Here is a 21,312-nt window from a genome sequence, read left to right as displayed (position 1 = left end):
TCCACGTCCACGATCCGGGAATTCCATCTCGCAGAGTTGACGCACTCTTGCGCGAGGCGATAACGTCCGGTCCATGCAGCGCACGCTCGTTCTCGTACTTCTCAGGCGCGTCGACGCCTGAGCCGAACAGCCTGCGTCGACGCGCGACCCTCGCACGACCCATCTTCGGGTTGTCGAGGGTTTTTTCGTGTCCGGACCCCGATACCCACGAGGCAAACCAATGACCAGCGCACCATCGCGACAGGCTTCCGAGCCCTCGTCGCCACGTCCAGGTCCGCGGCCCAAACCGGCTCCGCCCACCGGCGCGCCGATCCGAGTGACCGGGGCGCAGTCCCTCGTCCGCTCGCTCGAGGCGGTCGGGTGTGAAGTGGTGTTCGGCATTCCCGGCGGGACGATCCTTCCCGCGTACGACCCGCTGCTGGACTCCACGAAGGTCCGGCACATCCTGGTCCGCCACGAGCAGGGCGCGGGACACGCGGCGACCGGATACGCGCAGGCCACCGGCAAGGTCGGGGTCTGCATGGCCACCTCTGGACCGGGTGCGACGAACCTCGTCACCCCGCTCGCGGACGCGAACATGGACTCCGTGCCCGTCGTCGCGATCACCGGCCAGCAGTCGCGGCCGCTGATCGGCACGGACGCCTTCCAGGAGGCGGACATCTGCGGCATCACGATGCCGATCACCAAGCACAACGTCCTCGTGACCGACGCCGCGGAGATCCCGCGGGCGATCGCGGAGGCGTTCCACATCGCCGCGACGGGCCGACCCGGCCCCGTGCTGGTCGACATCCCCAAGGACGTGCTGCAGGAGACCACGAGCTTCTCCTGGCCGCCCGAGCTGCGCCTGCCCGGTTACCGGCCGACGACCCGGCCGCACGGCAAGCAGGTCCGCGAAGCCGCCAAGCTGATCGTCAGCGCCCGCAAGCCCGTGCTCTACGTGGGCGGCGGCGTGATCAAGGCGGACGCGCACGCCGAGCTGCTGCGCCTCGCGGAGGACACCGGCATCCCGGTCGTCACCACGCTGATGGCGCGCGGGGCGTTCCCCGACTCGCACCAGCAGCACCTCGGCATGCCCGGCATGCACGGCACCGTCGCGGCCGTCGCGGCGATGCAGAAGTCGGACCTGCTGATCGCGCTGGGCGCCCGCTTCGACGACCGCGTCACCGGCCAGCTGGGCTCGTTCGCGCCGGACGCGCAGATCATCCACGCGGACATCGACCCGGCCGAGATCTCCAAGAACCGCCGCGCGGACGTCCCGATCGTGGGCGACTGCAAGGAGATCATCACCGAACTGATCGACGCGGTCCGCACCGAGCGCGAGACGGCCAAGGCCGTCGACCTCGCGCCGTGGTGGGAGACGCTGAACTCGATCCGCGAGACGTTCCCGCTCGGCTACGACTGGCCGGAGGACGGCACGCTTTCGCCGCAGTACGTCATCGAGCGCATCGGCCAGCTGTCTCCGGCCGACACGATCTACACCGCGGGCGTCGGACAGCACCAGATGTGGGCCGCGCAGTTCGTGAAGTACGAGCACCCGCGCACGTGGATCAACTCCGGCGGCCTCGGCACGATGGGCTTCGCCGTCCCCGCCGCGATGGGCATCAAGGCCGGCGAGCCGGACCGCACGGTGTGGGCCATCGACGGCGACGGCTGCTTCCAGATGACCAACCAGGAGCTCGCCACCTGCGCCATCGAGGGCCTGCCGGTGAAGATCGCCGTCATCAACAACGGCAACCTGGGCATGGTCCGGCAGTGGCAGACCCTGTTCTACGGCGAGCGGTACTCCAACACGGATCTGGGGACGCACAAGCACCGCATCCCAGACTTCAAGCTCCTGTCGGAGGCCCTCGGCTGCGTCGGCCTGCGAGCCGAGTCGCGCGAGGAGGTGGACGAGGTGATCGCGAAGGCGCTGGAGATCAACGACCGGCCGGTCGTGGTCGACTTCGTCGTCGGCAAGGACGCCCAGGTGTGGCCCATGGTCGCAGCGGGCACCGGCAACTCCGAGATCATGGCCGCCCGCGGCATCCGCCCCCTGTTCGACGAGGATCTGTGATGACCAGGCACACGCTGAGCGTTTTGGTCGAGGACAAGCCCGGTGTGCTCGCGCGCGTCGCCGGTCTGTTCTCCCGCCGCGGCTTCAACATCGAGTCGCTGGCGGTCGGCCGCACCGAGTACCCCGACATCTCCCGCATGACCATCGTGGTCTCGGTCGACGAGCTGCCCCTGGAGCAGGTGACCAAGCAGCTCAACAAACTCATCAACGTCATCAAGATCGTCGAGCTGGAGCCGACCGCTTCCGTTCAGCGGCAACTGGTGTTGATTAAGGTTCGGGCCGATGCGACGGTGCGGTCGCAGGTCCTCGAAACCGTGCAGCTCTTCCGCGCGAAGGTCGTCGACGTGTCCCCGGAAGCGGTCACGATCGAGGCCACCGGCACGTCTGAGAAGCTCGACGCGTTGTTGCGCATGCTGGAGCCCTACGGGCTTCGCGAGATCGTCCAGTCCGGCATGGTCGCCATCGGCCGTGGCGCTCGTTCCATCACCGCCACCGCGGTGCGTTAAGAAATTTGAGAGAGGAAGTACCCGTGAGCGTCGAGATCTTCTACGACGACGATGCCGACCTGAGCATCATCCAGGGCCGCAAGGTGGCCGTGATCGGCTACGGCAGCCAGGGCCACGCCCACGCCCTGTCCCTGCGCGACTCGGGCGTCGAGGTCCGCATCGGTCTGCAGGAGGGCTCCAAGTCCCGCGCCAAGGCCGAGGAGGAGGGCCTGGAGGTCGGTACGCCGTCCGAGGTCTCCGCGTGGGCCGACGTGATCATGATCCTGGCGCCGGACACCGCCCAGCGCCACATCTACGCCAACGAGATCGCCGCGAACCTGAAGGAAGGCGACGCGATCTTCTTCGGCCACGGCTTCAACATCCGCTACGGCCTGATCACCGCACCGTCCGGTGTGGACGTCGCCATGGTCGCGCCGAAGGGCCCCGGCCACCTCGTTCGCCGTCAGTTCGTCGACGGCAAGGGTGTGCCCGCTCTCATCGCGGTGGAGCAGGACGCTTCCGGCAACGCGCAGGCGCTCGCCCTGTCCTACGCCAAGGGCATCGGCGGCACCCGTGCCGGCGTCATCAAGACGACGTTCAAGGAAGAGACCGAGACGGACCTCTTCGGCGAGCAGGCCGTCCTGTGCGGTGGCGCGTCGGCGTTGGTGCAGGCCGGTTTCGAGGTGCTGACCGAGGCGGGCTACGCCCCCGAGGTCGCGTACTTCGAGTGCCTGCACGAGCTCAAGCTGATCGTCGACCTCATGTACGAGGGCGGCATCGCCCGCATGCGCTACTCCATCTCCGACACCGCCGAGTACGGCGACCTGACCCGCGGCCCGCGCGTCATCACCGCGTCGGTCAAGGAGGAGATGAAGAAGATCCTGGGCGAGATCCAGGACGGCACCTTCGCCTCCGAGTGGGTCGGCGAGGACGACAACGGCCGCGCCAACTACAAGAAGCTGCAGCAGGAGGGTGAGAACCACCCGATCGAGGCAACCGGCAAGAAGCTCCGCGACATGATGTCGTGGGTGGACCGGCCGATCACCGAGACCGCCTGAGTCTTTCCTCAAGGGAGGCCCGTGGAGCGTGTGTGACGCTCCGCGGGCCTTTCCGCTAGCTTCATCCGCATGACCGAAAGTGCGCCGATCTACGACGACAAGGCCCACGTGCGCGGCAACCTGGACCTCCGCGCCGCGGAGTGGAAGCGCCCGCCGGAGCCGGAACCGGAAGACGGCCACGTCGAGATCGCCTTCGTGGAGCACACCGACGGCGCTACCTACGTCGCCATGCGCAACTCCAAGCAGTTGGAGCCGGTCCTCGTCTTCACGATGGCCGAGTGGGACGCTTTCGTGGCAGGCGCCAAAGACGGGGAGTTCGACGAGCCCTGGTGAGCAGGCCCAGGCCGGCGAACCGGTCGCGGGATCGCGGTCCCCGTCCGCACCGCACGTCCTTTTCCCGCACGCGATCCGCGCGTCGGCGGGCGCCGGTGGCCGCGATCAGCGTCTCGGCGCCCACGAGCTGCTCGGCACGCAGTTCCTCGACTGTCGAGAACTGCCGGATCCTGAGTTCTGTCAGGCACTCCATGAGCGGAAGCTAGCAAGCCGCGGCGGCTGCAGTCGCCTGGTTTTCGGTCCTGGCAAGTGTTCTGACCTGCGCAATGCAGAAAGCTCGCAAGAAACCTGCACGACTCCCCGGTCAAGGTGACCTCGCACTTCGCACTTCGCACCAGACAGGGGAGCAAGCCTTGAAGACGATTCTCGTGACGGCCGCGATCGCGGCCGCAACGCTGTTCGCGCCGGGGAGCGCGGCGGCAGGTGTGCAGGCCACGTGTGATCCGGACAAGCACGTCAACATCCACGTGCAGAAGCGCGGCAACTTCATCGACGGGCTCGGCGGGTTCTTCAACTGCGACCAGAAGACGACCGGCTTCACGATCATGGTCCAGGAGAAGACGACGCTGAGCTGGAAGGACCACGTGGTGCGGTCGGGGGTCTGGAAGACCAACCAGTACGCCGTCACCACGTACACCTGCAACGGCTCGAAGACGAAGAAGTACCGGGCGCTCATCAAGAGCGGCATCGGCAACCACGCGTGGATCAAGACCTCCAGCAGCATCACGGTGGCGTGCGGATGATCACCGCCGGGATCGTCACGGTGGCAGCGGTCGCGTTCACGCTTGTCAGCGCGTCCTCGGCGTCGGCGGCGGTGCTGACCGACCGGTTCCAGCTGGCGGGCACTCACTCGTGCCTCGAAGGCGGCATCGGTGGTGGCATCTCGGACGTTCGGCTCGCCACCTGCGCGTCGGGGGACCGGCAGTTGTGGCGCTGGTCGACGCCGAGCACGCAGACGTCGTTGCGCCACGTCGGCACGGGCACCTGTGCTCACCGGCTTCGTGCTTCGGTCGGACTGTCCGGTTGCGGTGCTGCGGTGGCGCAGCGTTGGCGGGTGACGGGGACGCCGGACAACCTGCTGATCAGGGCGGCGGACACCGGTCAGTGCCTCGGCCGGACCGGTGCCGGCCGGGTCGGGATGTCGGTCTGCGACGGCACTGCCGCTCAGCGCTGGCAACGCGCTTAGCGTGCTGGCGGGATTCCGCACTCTGCGTAGTCGGAATCTCGCCCACCGTTCACATGCATTCGGTACCGTGCCAGTTCATGGCGGTGCTGGTGCGGCTGTTGGGTGAGGTCGGCACGGAGGTCGACGGACGGCCGCTCGATCTGGGCACGCCCAAGCAACGGTGCGTGCTGGCCGCGCTGGCCGTCGACGCCGGCCGGGTGGTGCCGGTGGAGCGGCTCGTCGCGCGGATCTCAGGGGTCGACGCGGGCCCGGCGCGGGCGACGCTGCACAGCTACATCTCCCGGTTGCGCCGAGCGCTGGCCGACGCGGGCAACGTGACCATCGTTCGCCGCTCCGGTGGCTACGCCCTGGTCAGCGCCGAGCCGGTGACCGATCTGCACCGCTTCCGCGACCTGTGCGCACGTGCCCGCTGCGACGACACCGCGGCGGTGGTGGCGTGGACCGAGGCGCTGGGACTGTGGCAGGGCCAGCCGCTGACCGGTGTCGACGGTGAGTGGGCGGAAGCCGAACGCGACCGGCTGGCGCAGGAGCGGCTGGCGGTCGAGCACGAACTGGCGGATGCCCTGCTGCGACTGGGGAAAGGCGGTCAGCTGGTGCACGAGCTGTCCGCGCGGAACGCCGAGCAGCCGTTGGACGAACGGGTGACCGGCCAGTACCTGCTCGCCCTGCACCAGGCCGGCCGCACCATCGAGGCGCTGGAGCTCTACCGGCAGTTCCGCGCGCGCCTGGTCGAGGAACTGGGCACCGAACCCGGTGCCGCTTTGCAAGACCTGCACCAGCAACTGCTCACCGCGGACACGGCGGCGCCCCCGGTGGTGCCGCGCCCGGTGGTGCCGCGCCAGCTCCCGATGGCCCCCGCGTTCTTCGTCGGCCGCGAGACGGAACTGGACACGCTGGACGGTTCCGGCGTCTCGGCCATCGCGGGTGCGGGCGGCGTCGGCAAGACCTGGCTCGCCCTGCACTGGGCCCACCGGCACGCCCACCGCTTCCCCGACGGGCAGCTGTTCGTCGACCTGCGCGGCTTCAGCTCCGACGGCGACCCGCTGCACCCGTCGGTGGCACTGCGCGGCTTCCTCGACGCACTCGGGGTCGAGCCCGGCCGCGTGCCGGTCGAGCCGCAGGCCCAGGCCACGTTGTTCCGCAGCCTCGTGGCGGACAAGCAGCTGCTGCTGGTGCTCGACAACGCCGCCGACACCGCCCAGGTCGTCCCGCTGCTGCCGGGCAGCAGGTCGTGCACCGTCGTGGTGACCAGTCGCAACCGCTTGCCCGGCCTGATCACCGGGCACGGCGCACGGCACCTCGCCGTGGACTTCCTCGACGACGACGCAGCCCGCGAGCTGCTCGTCGCCCGGCTCGGTGCGGCGCAGGTCGAGGCCGAAGGCCCTGCGGTGGCCGAGCTGGTGCGGTTGTGCGGCGGGTTTCCGCTGGCGCTCAGCATCATCGCGGGCCGGGTGCACACCTGTCCCGGCCTGTCCCTGACGGCGATCGCCGCCGAACTGCGCGAAAGCCTGCTCGACGTGCTGGACGAGGGCGACCCGGTCGCGAGCCTGCCAGCCGTGCTGTCGTTGTCCTACCGGGCGTTGACCGACGAGCAGGCCCTGGTTTTGCGACTGCTGGCGGTCGCGCCGGGGCCCGACATCGGGCTGCCTGCCGCCTCGGCCCTCACCGGGCTGTCGCCGGCTCGGGCCAGGGCTGTGTTGCGCGGTCTGGAGGACGCTTCGCTGATCGGCCGGGACGCGTCTGGTCGGTATGGCATGCACGACCTGATCCGCCAGTTCGCTGCACAGCGGGACGCGTCCGGCCACGACAGCGTGCGGGAGGCGCTCCACCGAGTGATCGACTTCTACCTGCACACCGCCTACGCCGCCGACCGCCTGGTCCACCTGCACCGCGTGGACATCGACCTCGACCCACCCACCTGCGCACCCCAACCGCCGGCAGACGCGACCGCGGCCCTGGAGTGGTTCGCCACCGAACACCTCTGCGTGCTCGCCGCCCAACAGACCGCAGTGACGCTCGACCTGCCGAAGGCGGTGTGGCAGCTGGCGTGGTCGCTGTCCACCTTCCACCAGCTCCGCGGGCACCACCGCGACCAGATCACCGCCTGGCAGACCGCACTGGCCGTCAGCGACGAGCCCGACGTCCGAGTGCTCGGCCACCGTCAGCTGGGCATCGCCCACACCTCGCTCAGCGAGCACGACCAGGCGATGGACCACCTGCGTCAGGCCCTGGCCCTTGCGGAGGAGCAACACGACGAGACCGCCCAGCTCCACACCCACACGTTCCTCGCCAGGGCCTACGAGCTGCAGGGCGACGACCAACGGGCGCTGGACCACTCCGTCAGGTCGCTGGAGCTCTGCCGCATCCTCGGCAACCCCGCCTGGGAGGCCGGCTCGCTCAACGGCGTCGGCTGGTACGCCGCACGGCTGGGTGACCACGATCGAGCGCGGGAGCACTGTCTGGCCGCGCTGGAGCTCTACCGCGCGCACCACGACCCGTCCGGTGAGGCGGGTGTGCTGGACAGCCTCGGCTACATCGCCCACCACGCCGGTGACCACGAACGAGCCGTGGACCACTACCGCGAATCCCTGGCGCTGCAACGGAAAGCCGTCTACGACTACGGGATCGCGGAAGCCCTGGCCGGCCTCGGCGCGCCGTACGCGGCACTCGGGAAGCACGACGAGGCACGGGCGGTGTGGCAGGAGGCGTTGGAGATCTACCGGCAGCAGGGGCGCGCCGAGGACGCGCAGCGGATCCAGGACCTGCTGGCCGGGCTCGAAGATCGGTAACCAGCGCAAACCCCGTCCCACACACCAGGACGCGCCAGTGACCTGAGCCACCCGCTAAAGGCCCCGTCAAGGCCCCCTGGCTATGCTCGTTAACAGTCCGGACACATTGCGGTGCCCGGTCGGCGCGGGTCAGCCGCCTCGACCACGCCCGCGCCCCACGATCCAACCGTTCTGGGAGCGATGTCCGTGACCAACACGAGCCGACCCGTTGTCCTCATCGCCGAGAAGCTCGCACCGTCCGTGCTGGACGCTCTCGGCGATGGCGTGGAAGTGCGCCACGTAGACGGCACCGACCGCCCGGCCCTCCTCGCGGCCGTCGCGGAGGCCGACGCCTTGCTCGTGCGGTCCGCCACGCAGGTCGACGCCGAGGTGTTCGCCGCCACCCGCAAGCTGAAGGTCGTGGCCCGCGCGGGCGTCGGCCTGGACAACGTCGAGGTCCCTGCGGCCACGGCGAACGGCGTGATGGTGGTCAACGCGCCGACGTCCAACATCGTGTCCGCGGCCGAGCACGCCGTCGCGTTGCTGCTGAGCGTGGCCCGCCAGATCCCGGCCGCCCACGAGACGCTGCAGAACCACGAGTGGAAGCGCAGCAAGTTCAACGGCGTCGAGCTCAACGGCAAAACGGTCGGCGTCGTCGGCCTCGGCAAGATCGGTCAGCTGTTCGCGCAGCGCATCGCCGCGTTCGGCACCGAGCTGATCGCGTACGACCCGTACGTGTCCGCGCAGCGCGCCGCCCAGCTCGGCATCGAGCTCGTGACGCTGGAGGAGCTCCTCGAGCGCGCGGACGCCATCAGCATCCACCTCCCGAAGACGCCGGAGACCAAGGGCCTGATCGGCGCCGAGCAGCTGGCCAAGGCCAAGCGCGGCGTCATCATCGTCAACGCCGCCCGCGGTGGTCTCATCGACGAGGCAGCCCTCGCCGAGGCGGTCAAGGAGGGTCAGGTCGGCGGCGCCGGCATCGACGTCTTCTCGACCGAGCCCACGACCGAGAACCCGCTCTTCAACGTTCCCGGCGTCGTCGTCACCCCGCACCTCGGCGCGTCCACCGCGGAGGCTCAGGACCGCGCGGGCACCGACGTCGCGAAGAGCGTCATCCTCGCGCTCGCCGGTGACTTCGTGCCGGACGCCGTCAACGTCCAGGGCGGCGCGGTCGGCGAAGAGGTCCGCCCGTACCTGCCGCTGGTGCAGAAGCTCGGCACCGTCCTCAGTGCACTGTCGCCGAAGGCCCCGACCAGCGTCACCGTCGAGGTCCGCGGCGAACTGTCCAATGAGGACGTCGCGGTGCTGCCGCTGGCGGCGCTGCGCGGTGTCTTCGCCAGCGTGGTCGAGTCGCAGGTGACGTTCGTCAACGCGCCGCAGCTCGCCGCGGACCTGGGCGTGAACGTGGATCTGGTCAAGGAGACCGAGAGCCCGAACCACCGCAGCCTCGTCACGGTGAAGGCCGTGCAGGCGGACGGCACCACCAACAGCGTCTCCGGCACCGTGAGCGGCATCGCCCAGGTCGAGAAGCTGGTGAACATCAACGGCCGCAACTTCGACCTGCGGGCCGAAGGAACCGCGCTGCTGTTGGAGTACCCGGATCGTCCGGGTGTCATGGGCACGGTCGGCACGCTGCTCGGCGAGGCCGGCGTGAACATCGAGGCCGCGCAGATCAGCCAGACCGGTGCGGACGCCGTCATGGTGCTGCGGGTGGACCGCCCGGTCGACACCGCCGTGCTCGACCCGATCGGTGCCGCCGTGGGTGCCCGCACCGTGCGGAGTGTCGACTTCGGATAGTCACGACAAACCGGGAAGGGGACGGCAAAGTCCCCTTCCCGTGGCTGTCACGATTCGCAACGAACGCATAACAGGCAACTGTCTGCGCACAACTTCATACTTTCGGGGCATCGCAGAGACACGATCAGCGATTAGCGTCCCCACGAGGTTGGCCCGGTGCCGTAGAGGGCGCGGCACTTTGCATTCGGGTCGGAAGCACACACCTCGTTTGGGGCAATGTTGTGAAGAGACGATCAAGTCTGGTGGTGTTCTCCGCCATCACCACACTGCTGATCGCACCCGCCACGGCACAGGCGCAGAGCGAACCGCTCGCGCAGCCGGTCAAGGGTGCACACAAGCTGGACGCGAAGTCGTTGCAGCTCAAGGTTTCTCCCCGCCTGAACCAGTCCGGCAAGGTCACCGCGTTCGTCGCGCTCGACCGCAAGCCTGCCGTCGACGCCTTCGAGGAGAAGAAGCCGCAGGGCAAGGAGGCCGCGAAGCAGGCGGCCAAGCAGGCCAAGAACGACGCTTCGGCGACCGCCGACCAGGTCGTCGGCGAGCTCAAGGCGAAGGACACCGCCACCAAGGAGCTCTACCGCACCGCCAACGGTGTTCCCGGCGTGGTCGTGACGGCGGAGGCCGCCAAGGTCCGCGAACTGGCGAACCGCCCGGACGTCGCCGCGGTCTACCCGGTCGTGCCGAAGAAGCGGCAGAACTCGAACGCGGTGCAGCTGACCAGGACGCTCAACGTCTGGCAGCAGTACGGCAAGCTCGGTGACGACATCCGGGTCGGCATCATCGACACCGGCGTCGACTACACCCACGCGAACTTCGGCGGTCCCGGCACGGTCGACGCGTTCCGCGCCGTCAACCCGCGCGCGGTGGACCCGAACTTCCCGACCGCGAAGGTCGTCGGCGGTTACGACTTCGTCGGTGAGGAGTACGACGGGGAGAGCAAGGACCCGGCGATCAACACGCCGAAGCCCGACCCGAACCCCATCGACTGCAACGGCCACGGCTCGCACGTCGCGGGCACCACGGCCGGTTTCGGTGAGAACGCCGACGGCAGCACGTTCAAGGGCGACTACACCAAGCTCGACGCCGCGAAGCTGAACGAGATGAAGATCGGCCCCGGCACCGCGCCGAAGGCTCTCATCTACGCGCTGAAGGTTTTCGGCTGCGACGGTTCGACGAACGTCACCTCGCAGGCGCTCGACTGGTCGCTCGACCCGGACGGCGACGGCGACTTCTCCGACCACCTCGACGTGGTCAACCTGTCGCTCGGCTCCGACTACGGCGCACCGGACGACCCCGACAGCCTCTTCGTGAAGAAGCTGTACCGCGTCGGCGTCATGCCGGTGTTCTCCGCGGGCAACGGCGGCGACCTCTACGACATCGGTGGCTCGCCGGGCAACACGCCGGAGGCCCTGACGGTCGCGTCCACGCGTGACTCGTTCGTGCTGCGCGACGGTGCCGAGGCCAACGGCCAGGCGAAGCCCGGTCAGTACAGCCAGAACTTCACCGGCTACCTGGGCTTCGACAAGACCCGGCCGGTCGTGAAGCTCACCCAGGCAGGCAACCTCGACGGCTGCCAGCCGATCACCGAGAACCTCGCGGGCAAGTTCGTGTGGCTGGAGTGGGACGACAACGACGCGACGCGGCGTTGTGGTTCCGGCGGTCGCACCAACAACGCGCAGGCCGCCGGTGCCGAGGGTGTGGTGCTTTCGTCCACTTTGAACAACTTCAACGCGGGCATCGCGGGCAACGCGACCATTCCGGTGTTCCAGTTCACCGGCGACGCCACCAACCAGGTGCGCCCGCTGCTCGACGCCGGCACGCTGAACGTCCGCATGGCGGGCGTCCTGCGCACCACCGTGCCCACGCACGACCAGTCCATTTCGGACACCCCGAGCTCGTTCACCAGCCGCGGCACCCGCGGTCAGTCGATCAAGCCGGACGTCGCGGCGCCCGGTGACACGATCTCGTCGACCGCCGTCGGTTCCGGCAACGACCGCATGGTGATCTCCGGCACCTCGATGGCGTCCCCGCACGTCGCCGGCATCGCGGCCCTGGTGCGGCAGGCGCACCCGGACTGGACGCTGGAAGAGGTCAAGGCCTCGATCATGAACACGTCGGGTGCGGACGTGCGCGAGAACGGCAAGACCTTCGCGCCCAACCGCGCCGGCACCGGCCGGGTGGACGGCAAGTCCGCGATCGACAACCAGGTCCTCGCGTACGTCGAGGAGGACAACGGCTACGTCAGCGCCAACTTCGGCGTCGTCGAGGTCGCCAAGCCGGTCTCGAAGACCAAGACGATCAAGATCGTCAACAAGTCGACGAAGTCCGTGGAGTACAAGGTCGGCTACACCGCCGCCACGTCGATCCCCGGTGTGAGCTACGTGCTCTCGCAGGACAAGGTGAAGCTGAGCCCGCGCGGCATCGCGCGCGTCAAGGTGACGCTGAAGATCGACGACCCGAAGGCGCTGCGCAAGACGGTCGACTCGACCGTCGCCCCGACGCAGCTCGACACGCCGCGCCAGTTCCTCGCGGACGCCTCCGGTCGCGTGACCCTCACGCCGACCGCAGGTGCCACGGTGCCGCTGCGCCTGTCGGTGTACTCGGCGCCGAAGCCGGTCGCGGACATCAACACCGTCGACAACCTCAGGTTCCGCGGCAAGGACGAGCAGGCGATCCTCAACCTGACCGGCCGCGGCGTCGACCAGGGCACGGGCTCGCAGGCGTACCGCTCGCTGGTCAGCGTTCTCGAGCTGCAGGCCCAGTCGCCGAGGCTGCGCGACTGCCGCCGCAACGTCACCGAGAACTGCGCGCTCAACGAGACCGCCAAGGGCGGCGACCTGCGTTACGTCGGCGCGGCCTCCACGGCCCCGCTCGCCAAGGCCCAGGGCAAGCCGGAGGAGGCGCTGCTCGCGTTCGGCATCGCGACGTGGGGCAACTGGTACAGCCTCGGCACCAACACCGTTCCGTTCATCGACATCGACACGAACGGCGACGGCACGGCCGACTTCGAGACCTACGCGTCCCGCCTGACCGACACCGACCTGCTGGTCGCCACGACGGTCGACCTCAAGACGGGCGACACGGTCGACATCCAGGCGGTCAACGGCCTGTTCGGCGACGTCGACACGAACACCGCCGACACCAACGTCGCGGTCCTGCCGGTGCTGCTCACGGCGCTCGGCATCGACCCGACGAAGGACACCTCGCGCATCTCGTACGTCGCCGGCACCACCGGCTTCTACAAGGCGCCTGGCAACGCGAACGGCCTGATCGACGTGATCGACCGCAACCTGTCCTTCGACCCGCTCAAGCCGGGTCTGTGGACGCAGGGCGGCGGCGACGCGGCGCTCTCCTACCTCGCCAAGCCGGGTACGGCGCTCGTGGTGAACAAGGACGAGGCGGCGCTGAAGGCCGACAAGTCCGAGGGCCTGCTGGTGCTCAACCACCACAACGCCAGCGGCGACCGCGCGTCGGTCGTCACGGTTCGCTCCGGTGGACGGGGTTCCGCCTACTAGATCGGATGTTTTGACCGAGAGGCCCGGTTCCGTCGCGGAACCGGGCCTCTCGTGGTGTGAGCAGGGCCGTCACCCCTTGACGCGACAGCGTTCCTGCGATCGAGTGACACCCGAAAGTGCGGAATGGGCCGTGTGGGTGTCCCGCAGTACGGGAGACAACACCCCGATGGGGTGTCCGGCATGCGGCGAGTGGCGGCGATGACGGTAGCCTTTCGCGAAGGAAAGTAGTCCCACTAAATGGGGACGGACACCTGGGAGGTGTGTGGATGCGGCTCGCAGTGATCCCAGGAGACGGGATCGGGCCCGAGGTCATCGCTGAGGCCCTGAAGGTCCTCAACGAGGTCGTTCCGGCGGCCGAGATCACTCGCTACGACCTCGGCGCGGCGCGCTGGCACGCCACGGGAGAGTTGTTGCCCGAGTCGGTGCTGGGAGAGCTTCGCCAGCACGACGCGATCCTGCTCGGCGCGGTGGGCGACCCGTCGGTGCCGAGCGGAATCCTGGAGCGCGGTTTGCTGCTGCGTCTCCGGTTCGAGCTCGACCACCACGTGAACCTCCGCCCCGCCCGTCTCTACCCCGGCGTCCGCAGCCCGCTCGCGGACCCGCCCGAGATCGACATGGTGGTGGTGCGCGAGGGCACCGAGGGCCCGTACGCGGGCAACGGCGGTCTGCTGCGCAAGGACACCCCGCACGAGATCGCCACCGAGGTCTCGCTGAACACCTCGTTCGGCGTCGAGCGCGTGGTCCGTGACGCCTTCGCGCGTGCGTCGGCCCGTCCGCGCCGGCACCTGACGTTGGTGCACAAGACGAACGTCCTCACGCACGCCGGCTCGTTGTGGTCGCGCGTCGTCGAGGAGGTCTCGCTGCAGCACCCGGACGTGACGGTGGCGTACCAGCACGTGGACGCGGCGACCATCCACCTGGTCACCGACCCCGGCCGCTACGACGTGATCGTGACGGACAACCTGTTCGGCGACATCCTGACCGACCTGGCCGCCGCCGTCACGGGTGGCATCGGCCTGGCCGCGTCCGGAAACATGGACGTGACGCGCCGCAACCCGTCGATGTTCGAGCCGGTGCACGGCTCGGCACCGGACATCGCGGGCCAGGGCATCGCGGACCCGACCGCCGCGGTGCTGTCGGTGGCGCTGCTGCTCGACCACCTCGGTGAGCACGAGGCGTCGCGCCGGATCGAGGCCTCCGTGGCGTTCGACCTGGCGACCCGCGACCACCAGTCGCCGGGCGCGACCTACGCGATCGGTGACCGGCTCGCGGCGCTCGTGTCGTCGAACGTGCGCACGGGCTGATCTCCGGCACGTACCAGGGCCCCGGTCGAAGTCGACCGGGGCCTTCGTGTTTCTGGCTCAGAGCTGACCGGTGGACTCGCGCCAGGCGCGCTCCTTCTGGATCCACTTGTTGTCCTGCGGGAACTCGTCGATCGTGGGAACGCGGCGGATCTCGGTCTGAAAGCCGGGGCCGGTGAGCGGCATGCGCTTCGCCCACTCGATCGCCTCCTCCTTCGAGGCGACGTTGACGAGGTAGAAGCCGTTGAACAGCTCTTTCGTCTCGCCGTACGGCCCGTCCGTGATCACCGGCGGCTCCTGGGAGTAGTCGACCACCACACCCTCACTCGCGTCGGCGAGGCCCTCTGCGGCGATCAGGACGCCGGCGCGGATCAACTCGTCGTTGAACTGCCCGACCGACTCCAGCATCTCGTCGAAGCTGACGTCGCCCATGTTCGCGTAGGCCTCGTCGGTGGCGCGCATGATCAGGATGAACTTCATGGTGTGTCTCCCTGCGGTTTCGGGGCCCGCCTCGGGGCCTTGGCATCCACAGGTCGAACGGCCCGCACACCGGATCGACACGGCCGCAGAACTTTTTTGAAGATCTTTTTGGCGGCTCGGATCAGGCCAGCCAGAGGATGAGGCCGACCAGCAGCAACCAGTGCTCGCCGGCCACCACCAGCGCGCGCCGGCCGGGGTCGGCCCAGCGCGAGATCCCGACGCTGATCGGCACGAACACCAGCCCCACCAGGAAGAAGCTGAGCGGTACCACCCAGCGGCCGCTGGACGCGATGAGCAGCATGCCCATCAGGCCGACCAGGAACGAGCTCACGTGGAGCGCCGCCCTGCGGTCCCAGAGGTACACCGGCAGCGGTGCCACCGCGAACGCCCAGCCGATCAGCGCCTGCGGCAACGTCAGGCAGGACTCCGGCGTGCAGTAGAGCCGGTCCAGGCCGGTGGAGATCTCCTCGGCAAAGATCGCAGCGGTCTGGAAGCCGAAGGCGAGCATGGCGAACGCGATGAAGGCGGGGTGGTTGCCTTCTTCCCGGCTGTTCTGCTTCGCCCGTTGACGCTGACGCCTTCTGTCTCCCTCTCCCATGCCTGTTAGACGCGTCTCCGCGCGGTTCTGTGCAGTGGCCGGTGGGCTAGGGTGGCCAGGTCGCGTGTGGGGGAAGTCCGGTCGAAGTCCGGCGCTGACCCGCAACGGTAGGTCCCAGGTCTGGGACGAGCCCGAATACCCGCACCCGGCCTTGTTTCCAGGAACTCCTGCCGTGGACTGCGGGAAGGGCTTTTTGTGGTCGCGAAGATCAGCGCGCTCGTCGGCGTGCTCGCCGTCAGCATCGTCGCCGGCGTGGCGCTCGGCCCCGTCTCCATTCCGTTCGACGTCACGGTCGAGCTGCTGTGGGCAGCCGTCACCGGCGGCACGATCCCCGCCGAACTCGCCGGGCAGTACCACATCGTCTGGGACATCCGGCTGCCTCGCGTGCTGCTCGCCGCGGTCGTGGGTGCCGGCCTCAGCGCGGTCGGTGTGGCGATGCAGGCGATGGTGCGCAACGCGCTGGCCGACCCGTACGTGCTCGGCATCTCGTCCGGGGCGAGCGTGGGCGCGGTGGCGGTGGCGACGCTCGGCGTGCTGTCGTCGTTCGGGGTGTACGCGATGTCGGCCGCGGCGTTCTGCACCGCCCTGGGCGCCAGCGTGCTCGTCTTCTTCGTCGCGCGGACGAGCCGTGGCCTCACCCCGCTGCGGCTGGTGCTGACCGGAACCGCCCTCGGGTACGGGTTCTCCGCAGTGGCCATGCTCCTCGTCTTCCAAGCGCCACGAGGCGACGCGTCGCGCGCCGCCATGCTCTGGCTGCTGGGCAGCCTGGGTGGCGCCACCTGGCAGTCGCTGCCGCTGGCCACCGCGGTCACCGGGCTCGGCATCGCCTACCTGCTGCGCAAAGCGCGGCCGCTCAACGCCCTGGCCATGGGGGACGAGACGGCTACGACGCTCGGCGTGCCCGTGCAACGCCTGCGCACCCACCTGTTCCTCATCACCGCGGCCATGACCGCGGTGCTCGTCGCGGTCAGCGGAGCGGTCGGCTTCGTCGGGCTGATGCTGCCGCACCTGACGCGCATGGTCGTGGGAGCGGATCACCGCAAGGTCCTGCCGCTCGTCCCGCTCGCCGGTGCCGGCTTCCTGGTGTGGGTGGACGTCGCGGCCCGCATGCTCGCCGCGCCGGAAGAGCTGCCGCTCGGCGTCATCACGGCCGCGCTCGGCGTGCCGTGCTTCATCTTCCTCATGCGCCGCAGGGCCTACGTGTTCGGAGGACGTTGATGCGCGTCGAACTCCAGGGCGTCACGGTCCGCGGCATCATCTCCGACATCTCGCTGCAGGCTTCCGCGGAAGTCGTCGGCATCGTCGGACCCAACGGCAGCGGCAAGTCCACGACTCTGCGCTGTGTTTATCGCGCGTTGAAGCCGGACGGTGGCGCGGTGCTGATCGACGGCTTGAACGTCCACAAGCGACCTCACGTCGCCCGTGAGCTTGCCGCCCTCACGCAGGAGTCGCAGGTCGAGTTCGACTTCACGGTTGCCGAGGTTGTGGAGATGGGGCGTTTGCCGCACGAGCGCTCGGTTCGTGACCGTCAGGTCGTTGATGAGGCACTGGCCACAGTGGATGTCTCGCATCTCTCTGGACGCAGCTTTCTCAGCCTGTCCGGGGGTGAGCGCCAGCGTGTGCTCATCGCTCGTGCGATCGCTCAGGAGCCGCGGGTGCTTGTGCTCGATGAGCCGACCAACCATCTCGACATTCGCCATCAGCTCGACGTGCTCGCCCTTGCTCGGGGGTTGGGGGTCACGGTGCTGACTGTGCTGCATGACCTCAACCTCGCGGCGTCCTACTGCGATCGGCTGTACGTGCTCGACGAGGGGCGGGTGGTCGCGTCCGGTACGCCGGACGAGGTGCTGGTTCCTGAGCTGATCGCCAAGGTTTTCCATGTCAGCGCGCACGTTGTGCGGCATCCCACCACGGGAGTTCCTCAGCTCCTGTTCGACCAGGAGGTCACGCCTTGAGAACCGCTCTCGCTCTCGTTTCCCTGCTTCTCGTCACGGGATGCGGTGCGACGGTCGCGCAGTCCACATCGGCTGCGGACCCTGTGACCGTCACGAACTGTGGGCAGCAGGTCACGTTCGATCGTGTGCCGTCCAAAGTGGTCACCAACGACACCGGCATCACCGAGTTGATGTTCGCGTTGGGGCTCTCCGATCGGATGGCCGGGTACGTCGTGGACGGCAACAACACCGTTGACCTGCAGACTTCGCCGTGGAAGGGCGACTTCTCGTCGACTCGGAAGCTTGCTGACAAGATCTCCAAGGAGGTTGTGCAGGGGGTCAATGCCGACCTCGTGTTCGCTGGGTGGAACTACGGCTTCAGTGAGAGCACGGGCTTCACCCCGGACGCGTTGAAGCAGCTCGGAATCGGCTCCTACCAGCTCACCGAGGCTTGTCGGAACGGGGTGGGGAAGCAGCGCGGCATCATGCCGGCGTTGGACGCGCTGTACACGGATCTGCGCAACCTTGGGAAGATCTTCCGCGTCGAGGCCAAGGCGGAGGAGCTCATCAAGGCGTATCAGGGGCAGATCGAGAACGCCGGGCGGCTCATGGCGGGCAAGGCTCGGCCGAAGGTGTTCCTGTACGACAGCGGCCAGGATCAGCCGTTCACGTCCGGCAAGAACGCGGCGCCGCAGGACGTGATCTCCAAGGCTGGTGGGGACAACATCTTCGGTGACCTCAACGACAGCTGGGCCACGGTCAACTGGGAGACCGTCGTGCAGCGCGACCCCGACGTTGTGTTGATCGTGGACTATGCAGATGGGCAGGCCAATACGCCTGCTCAGAAGCAGGCGTTCCTGGAGGGGTTTGCGCCGCTGCGGAACTCTCCGGCGATCAAGAACAAGCGGTTCTTCTCGCTTCCGTATGCCGCGTTGGTGGAGTCGCCGCGGAACCCGGCCTCCATTGAGGCGTTCGCGAAGTATCTAGCTGGGGTGTGACGGCCTGGAGGCCGCCTTCGGCGTCCCGCGCGCCGGTTCCGTAGGTCGTCCCCCTGTTGCGCAGGTGGTGCGGCCGAACCGCGTTTCAAGCGCAAGGGCAGCTCGGCTTCGCCTTCGCCTTGCCTCGGCTGCGCCATCGCCGCTTGGCTTCGCCTTCGCGGGAGACCAGACACGCACAGGCGTGGGCGTGACCAGATAGTGGGAGATTTCCTCCCGTCGCTTGGTACGCCGTGCTGAGCTGTGGCAGCATCCGGGGCATGGCTCAGCACCTCGCCATCATTATCGACGAGCGCGTCGGGTAGTGCCGCCCCTGGCACCCGACGCGCAGACCTCTCGCATCCCGCGGGGGGTCTTTTTGTTTGTCCGGATGAGGAGATGAACCCGATGGCCGGCCCTGGCGACGAGTTTCACGTCTACGACACGACGTTGCGCGATGGCGCACAACGTGAGGGCATTTCGTACTCCGTCACGGACAAGCTTGCGGTGGCGCGGCTGTTGGACGGGCTCGGCGTTGGGTTCATCGAGGGTGGCTGGCCTGGGGCGTTGCCGAAGGACACGGAGTTCTTCGCTCGCGCGGCGGCGGGGGATTTGGAGCTCAAGCACGCCAAGTTGGTCGCGTTCGGCGCGACTCGCAAGGCTGGGGTCAAGGTTGAGGAGGATCCGCAGGTCAAGGCGCTGTTGGAGTCCCAGGCGCCGGTGGTCACGTTGGTGGCCAAGTCGGACCTCCGGCACATCGAACGGGCGTTGCGCACGGACACTGATGAGAATTTGCGGATGGTGCGCGACACGGTCCGGTTTTTGAAGGACCACGGAAGGCGGGTTTTTCTCGACGCCGAGCACTTCTTCGACGGGTATGCGTTCTCGCCGGACACCAGCCTCAAGGTGTTGGAGTCTGCTGTGGAGGGTGGCGCTGATGTCGTTGTGCTGTGCGACACGAACGGCGGGCAGTTGCCGTTGGGGCTCGCCGAGACGGTCGCCGAGGTGATCGAGAAGACCGGTTTTCGGGTCGGGATTCATTGTCAGGACGACACGTCCTGTGCTGTGGCGAACACTGTTGCGGCTGTGCAGGCCGGCGCGACGCATGTTCAGTGCACTGCGAACGGCTATGGCGAGCGAGCGGGTAATGCCGATCTGTTCGCCGTCGTGGGGAACCTCGTGACCAAGCTTGGCATGGACGTGCTCCCGACCGGGGCACTCGCCGAGCTCACCCGTGTCTCCCATGCGTTGGCCGAGATCGCGAACATCGCACCCGACACCCACCAGGCTTATGTCGGGTCGTCAGCATTCGCTCACAAGGCGGGGTTGCACGCGAGCGCGATCAAGGTGGATCCGGAGCTGTACAACCACATCGTTCCGGACCGCGTCGGCAACGACATGCGGGTGCTGGTCACCGAGATGGCCGGTCGGGCGAGCATCGAGCTCAAGGGACGTGAGTTCGGGCTCGACCTGACCGGCCGGTCAAAAGAGGTTGGAAGTGCGTTGACGCGGGTCAAGGAGTTGGAGGCCAAGGGCTGGTCGTTCGAGGCCGCCGACGCGTCGATGGAGTTGTTGCTGCGGTCCGAGTTGTCCGAACTGGACACTCCGCCGTTCACGTTGGAGTCGTATCGGGTGGTGTTGGATCACCGGTCGGACGGCGAGATCGTGTCCGAGGCCACGGTCAAGGTGCACGTTGCGAGGGAGCGGGTCATCGCGACGGCTGAAGGGAACGGGCCCGTGCACGCGTTGGATGCGGCGCTGCGCAAGGCGTTGTTGCCGCATCTGTCCTGGTTGGACACTGTGGAGCTGGCTGACTACAAGGTGCGGATTTTGACGGAGCACCCCGGTACGGACGCGGTTACGCGCGTGTTGGTGGAGTCCACGGACGGTGAGCGCGAGTGGACCACTGTGGGTGTGCACGGGAACATCGTTGAGGCCTCCTGGCTCGCGCTGTGTGACGCACTGGTGCACAAGTCGATGCGCTCGAGCAAGCCCGTCTAAGGTGTAGTACGTGCGTATTGCCAGGATCGCTCATCCACAAGGTGTTGCTTTTGTCGCCGTTCACGGCGAGGAAGCCGCAGAGATCGCCGAACACCCCTTCGGCACGCCCACGTTCACCGGTCGGAAGTGGCCGTTGGCCGACGTCAGGTTGTTGGCGCCGATCCTGCCGACCAAGATCATCGGCATTGGCCGCAACTACGCTGACCATGCGGCCGAGCTCGGCAACGAGGTGCCTGCCGAGCCGTTGGTGTTCCTCAAGCCGAACACCTCGGTGATCGGGCCCAACGTAGAGATCAAGATCCCGGCGGCGTCCGAGCGGGTGGACTTCGAGGGCGAGCTGGCTGTGATCATCGGTCAGCCTTGCCGGGAAGTGCCCAAGGCCAAGGCGATGAGCGTGGTGATGGGGTACACCATCGCCAACGATGTCACCGCGCGCGACCTGCAGAAGAAGGACGTGCAGTTCACGCGTGCCAAGGGGTTTGACACGTTTTGCCCGATGGGTCCGTTCATCGAAACGGAGTTCGACCCCTCCGACGTCCGCGTCGTCACCGAAGTTGACGGGGAAGTCAAGCAGGACGGGCGTACTTCGTTGATGGTGCACGACATTCCGTCGCTCATCGAGTACGTCTCCGGCGTCATGACGCTGCTTCCCGGCGACGTGATCCTCACCGGGACGCCGGCCGGGGTCGGGCCGATGAAGGCCGGACAGACGGTTTCGGTGACTGTGGATGGCCTTGGCACGCTCACCAATCCGGTCGCAAATAGGTAGCCGTACGGAGCAATCCGGCGCCCGGCAGGTTACGCACTCGGGTACCCGCTAGTAACTTCCCGG

At 68.0% G+C, this 21,312-nt stretch carries 17 protein-coding genes and 1 riboswitch; of the genes, 15 read left to right on the top strand and 2 right to left on the bottom strand.

Translation table 11 applies throughout. The annotated features are described in order from the left end of the window. Window positions 1-220 precede the first annotated feature (220 nt). From DI276_RS04395 to DI276_RS04350, 10 genes are all read left to right on the top strand, one after another. Window positions 221-2,053: an acetolactate synthase large subunit gene (locus DI276_RS04395; protein ID WP_112261968.1), complete on the top strand. Its 1,833-nt coding sequence runs from the start codon at window positions 221-223 to the stop codon at window positions 2,051-2,053. Further along, entirely contained in the window at window positions 2,053-2,559 is a 507-nt protein-coding gene (gene ilvN / locus DI276_RS04390) for an acetolactate synthase small subunit (RefSeq protein ID WP_030467896.1), read from the top strand. Before DI276_RS04395 ends, ilvN begins: the two co-directional genes overlap by 1 nt. A 23-nt stretch (window positions 2,560-2,582) precedes the next feature. Further along, window positions 2,583-3,596, top strand: a complete 1,014-nt coding sequence (gene ilvC, locus DI276_RS04385) for a ketol-acid reductoisomerase (protein WP_112261967.1) — start codon at window positions 2,583-2,585, stop codon at window positions 3,594-3,596. A gap of 69 nt (window positions 3,597-3,665) precedes the next feature. Further along, complete coding sequence (locus DI276_RS04380; RefSeq protein WP_112261966.1) at window positions 3,666-3,929, top strand: DUF397 domain-containing protein; 264 nt, start codon at window positions 3,666-3,668, stop codon at window positions 3,927-3,929. A 353-nt stretch (window positions 3,930-4,282) separates the two neighbouring features. After that, window positions 4,283-4,672, top strand: a complete 390-nt coding sequence (locus tag DI276_RS04375) for a hypothetical protein (protein ID WP_157984509.1) — start codon at window positions 4,283-4,285, stop codon at window positions 4,670-4,672. After that, entirely contained in the window at window positions 4,669-5,115 is a 447-nt protein-coding gene (locus tag DI276_RS04370) for an RICIN domain-containing protein (RefSeq protein ID WP_157984508.1), read from the top strand. The genes DI276_RS04375 and DI276_RS04370 overlap by 4 nt, the downstream gene beginning before the upstream one ends. Before the next feature lie 77 nt (window positions 5,116-5,192). Then, a complete protein-coding gene (locus DI276_RS04365; RefSeq protein WP_112261963.1) occupies window positions 5,193-7,904 on the top strand; it encodes an AfsR/SARP family transcriptional regulator in 2,712 nt (903 codons plus the stop codon). A 186-nt stretch (window positions 7,905-8,090) separates the two neighbouring features. Continuing rightward, the gene (gene serA, locus DI276_RS04360; protein ID WP_112262208.1) at window positions 8,091-9,680 is read left to right on the top strand and encodes a phosphoglycerate dehydrogenase; all 1,590 of its coding nucleotides are present in this window, start codon (window positions 8,091-8,093) and stop codon (window positions 9,678-9,680) included. A gap of 239 nt (window positions 9,681-9,919) precedes the next feature. Continuing rightward, window positions 9,920-13,192: a S8 family peptidase gene (locus tag DI276_RS04355; protein WP_408610498.1), complete on the top strand. Its 3,273-nt coding sequence runs from the start codon at window positions 9,920-9,922 to the stop codon at window positions 13,190-13,192. Between the two features lie 266 nt (window positions 13,193-13,458). Continuing rightward, window positions 13,459-14,496: a 3-isopropylmalate dehydrogenase gene (locus tag DI276_RS04350; protein ID WP_112261961.1), complete on the top strand. Its 1,038-nt coding sequence runs from the start codon at window positions 13,459-13,461 to the stop codon at window positions 14,494-14,496. 57 nt (window positions 14,497-14,553) lie between these two features. On the opposite strand, the gene DI276_RS04345 is transcribed toward DI276_RS04350, so the two are convergent. Then, a complete protein-coding gene (locus DI276_RS04345; RefSeq protein ID WP_112261960.1) occupies window positions 14,554-14,973 on the bottom strand; it encodes a YciI family protein in 420 nt (139 codons plus the stop codon). A 121-nt stretch (window positions 14,974-15,094) separates the two neighbouring features. Further along, on the bottom strand, window positions 15,095-15,571 hold the full coding sequence (locus DI276_RS04340) for a hypothetical protein (protein WP_112261959.1): 477 nt from the start codon (window positions 15,569-15,571) through the stop codon (window positions 15,095-15,097). A gap of 45 nt (window positions 15,572-15,616) precedes the next feature. Continuing rightward, window positions 15,617-15,729, top strand: a riboswitch (cobalamin riboswitch). Window positions 15,730-15,766: 37 nt separating this feature from the next. Here DI276_RS04340 and DI276_RS04335 point away from each other — a divergent pair. The 5 genes from DI276_RS04335 to DI276_RS04315 all read left to right on the top strand — a co-directional run bounded on the left by DI276_RS04335 (window position 15,767) and on the right by DI276_RS04315 (window position 21,249). Then, the gene (locus DI276_RS04335; RefSeq protein WP_198680453.1) at window positions 15,767-16,789 is read left to right on the top strand and encodes a FecCD family ABC transporter permease; all 1,023 of its coding nucleotides are present in this window, start codon (window positions 15,767-15,769) and stop codon (window positions 16,787-16,789) included. Continuing rightward, complete coding sequence (locus tag DI276_RS04330) at window positions 16,789-17,526, top strand: ABC transporter ATP-binding protein (protein WP_112261958.1); 738 nt, start codon at window positions 16,789-16,791, stop codon at window positions 17,524-17,526. Before DI276_RS04335 ends, DI276_RS04330 begins: the two co-directional genes overlap by 1 nt. A 125-nt stretch (window positions 17,527-17,651) precedes the next feature. Continuing rightward, window positions 17,652-18,503, top strand: a complete 852-nt coding sequence (locus tag DI276_RS04325) for an ABC transporter substrate-binding protein (RefSeq protein WP_232836440.1) — start codon at window positions 17,652-17,654, stop codon at window positions 18,501-18,503. Window positions 18,504-18,878: 375 nt separating this feature from the next. Then, complete coding sequence (gene cimA, locus DI276_RS04320; protein WP_408610497.1) at window positions 18,879-20,480, top strand: citramalate synthase; 1,602 nt, start codon at window positions 18,879-18,881, stop codon at window positions 20,478-20,480. Between the two features lie 10 nt (window positions 20,481-20,490). Beyond that, window positions 20,491-21,249, top strand: a complete 759-nt coding sequence (locus DI276_RS04315; protein WP_112261956.1) for a fumarylacetoacetate hydrolase family protein — start codon at window positions 20,491-20,493, stop codon at window positions 21,247-21,249. The last annotated feature ends 63 nt before the right edge of the window (window positions 21,250-21,312 follow it).

It is taken from the genome of Lentzea terrae (assembly GCF_003265345.1).
In the GTDB taxonomy this organism is placed as follows: Bacteria; Actinomycetota; Actinomycetes; order Mycobacteriales; family Pseudonocardiaceae; genus Lentzea; species Lentzea terrae.
This window is presented reverse-complemented; position numbering and strand designations above follow the sequence as displayed.

What these genes read in the sequence shown, in the direction of transcription:
- DI276_RS04370 (WP_157984508.1), top strand. Translation starts at nt 4,669, where the DNA reads ATGATCACCGCCGGGATCGTCACGGTGGCAGCGGTCGCGTTCACGCTT.
- cimA (WP_408610497.1), top strand. Translation starts at nt 18,879, where the DNA reads ATGAACCCGATGGCCGGCCCTGGCGACGAGTTTCACGTCTACGACACG.
- DI276_RS04330 (WP_112261958.1), top strand. Translation starts at nt 16,789, where the DNA reads ATGCGCGTCGAACTCCAGGGCGTCACGGTCCGCGGCATCATCTCCGAC.
- ilvN (WP_030467896.1), top strand. Translation starts at nt 2,053, where the DNA reads ATGACCAGGCACACGCTGAGCGTTTTGGTCGAGGACAAGCCCGGTGTG.
- DI276_RS04380 (WP_112261966.1), top strand. Translation starts at nt 3,666, where the DNA reads ATGACCGAAAGTGCGCCGATCTACGACGACAAGGCCCACGTGCGCGGC.
- DI276_RS04340 (WP_112261959.1), bottom strand. Translation starts at nt 15,571, where the DNA reads ATGGGAGAGGGAGACAGAAGGCGTCAGCGTCAACGGGCGAAGCAGAAC.
- DI276_RS04395 (WP_112261968.1), top strand. Translation starts at nt 221, where the DNA reads ATGACCAGCGCACCATCGCGACAGGCTTCCGAGCCCTCGTCGCCACGT.
- DI276_RS04350 (WP_112261961.1), top strand. Translation starts at nt 13,459, where the DNA reads ATGCGGCTCGCAGTGATCCCAGGAGACGGGATCGGGCCCGAGGTCATC.
- DI276_RS04345 (WP_112261960.1), bottom strand. Translation starts at nt 14,973, where the DNA reads ATGAAGTTCATCCTGATCATGCGCGCCACCGACGAGGCCTACGCGAAC.
- DI276_RS04365 (WP_112261963.1), top strand. Translation starts at nt 5,193, where the DNA reads ATGGCGGTGCTGGTGCGGCTGTTGGGTGAGGTCGGCACGGAGGTCGAC.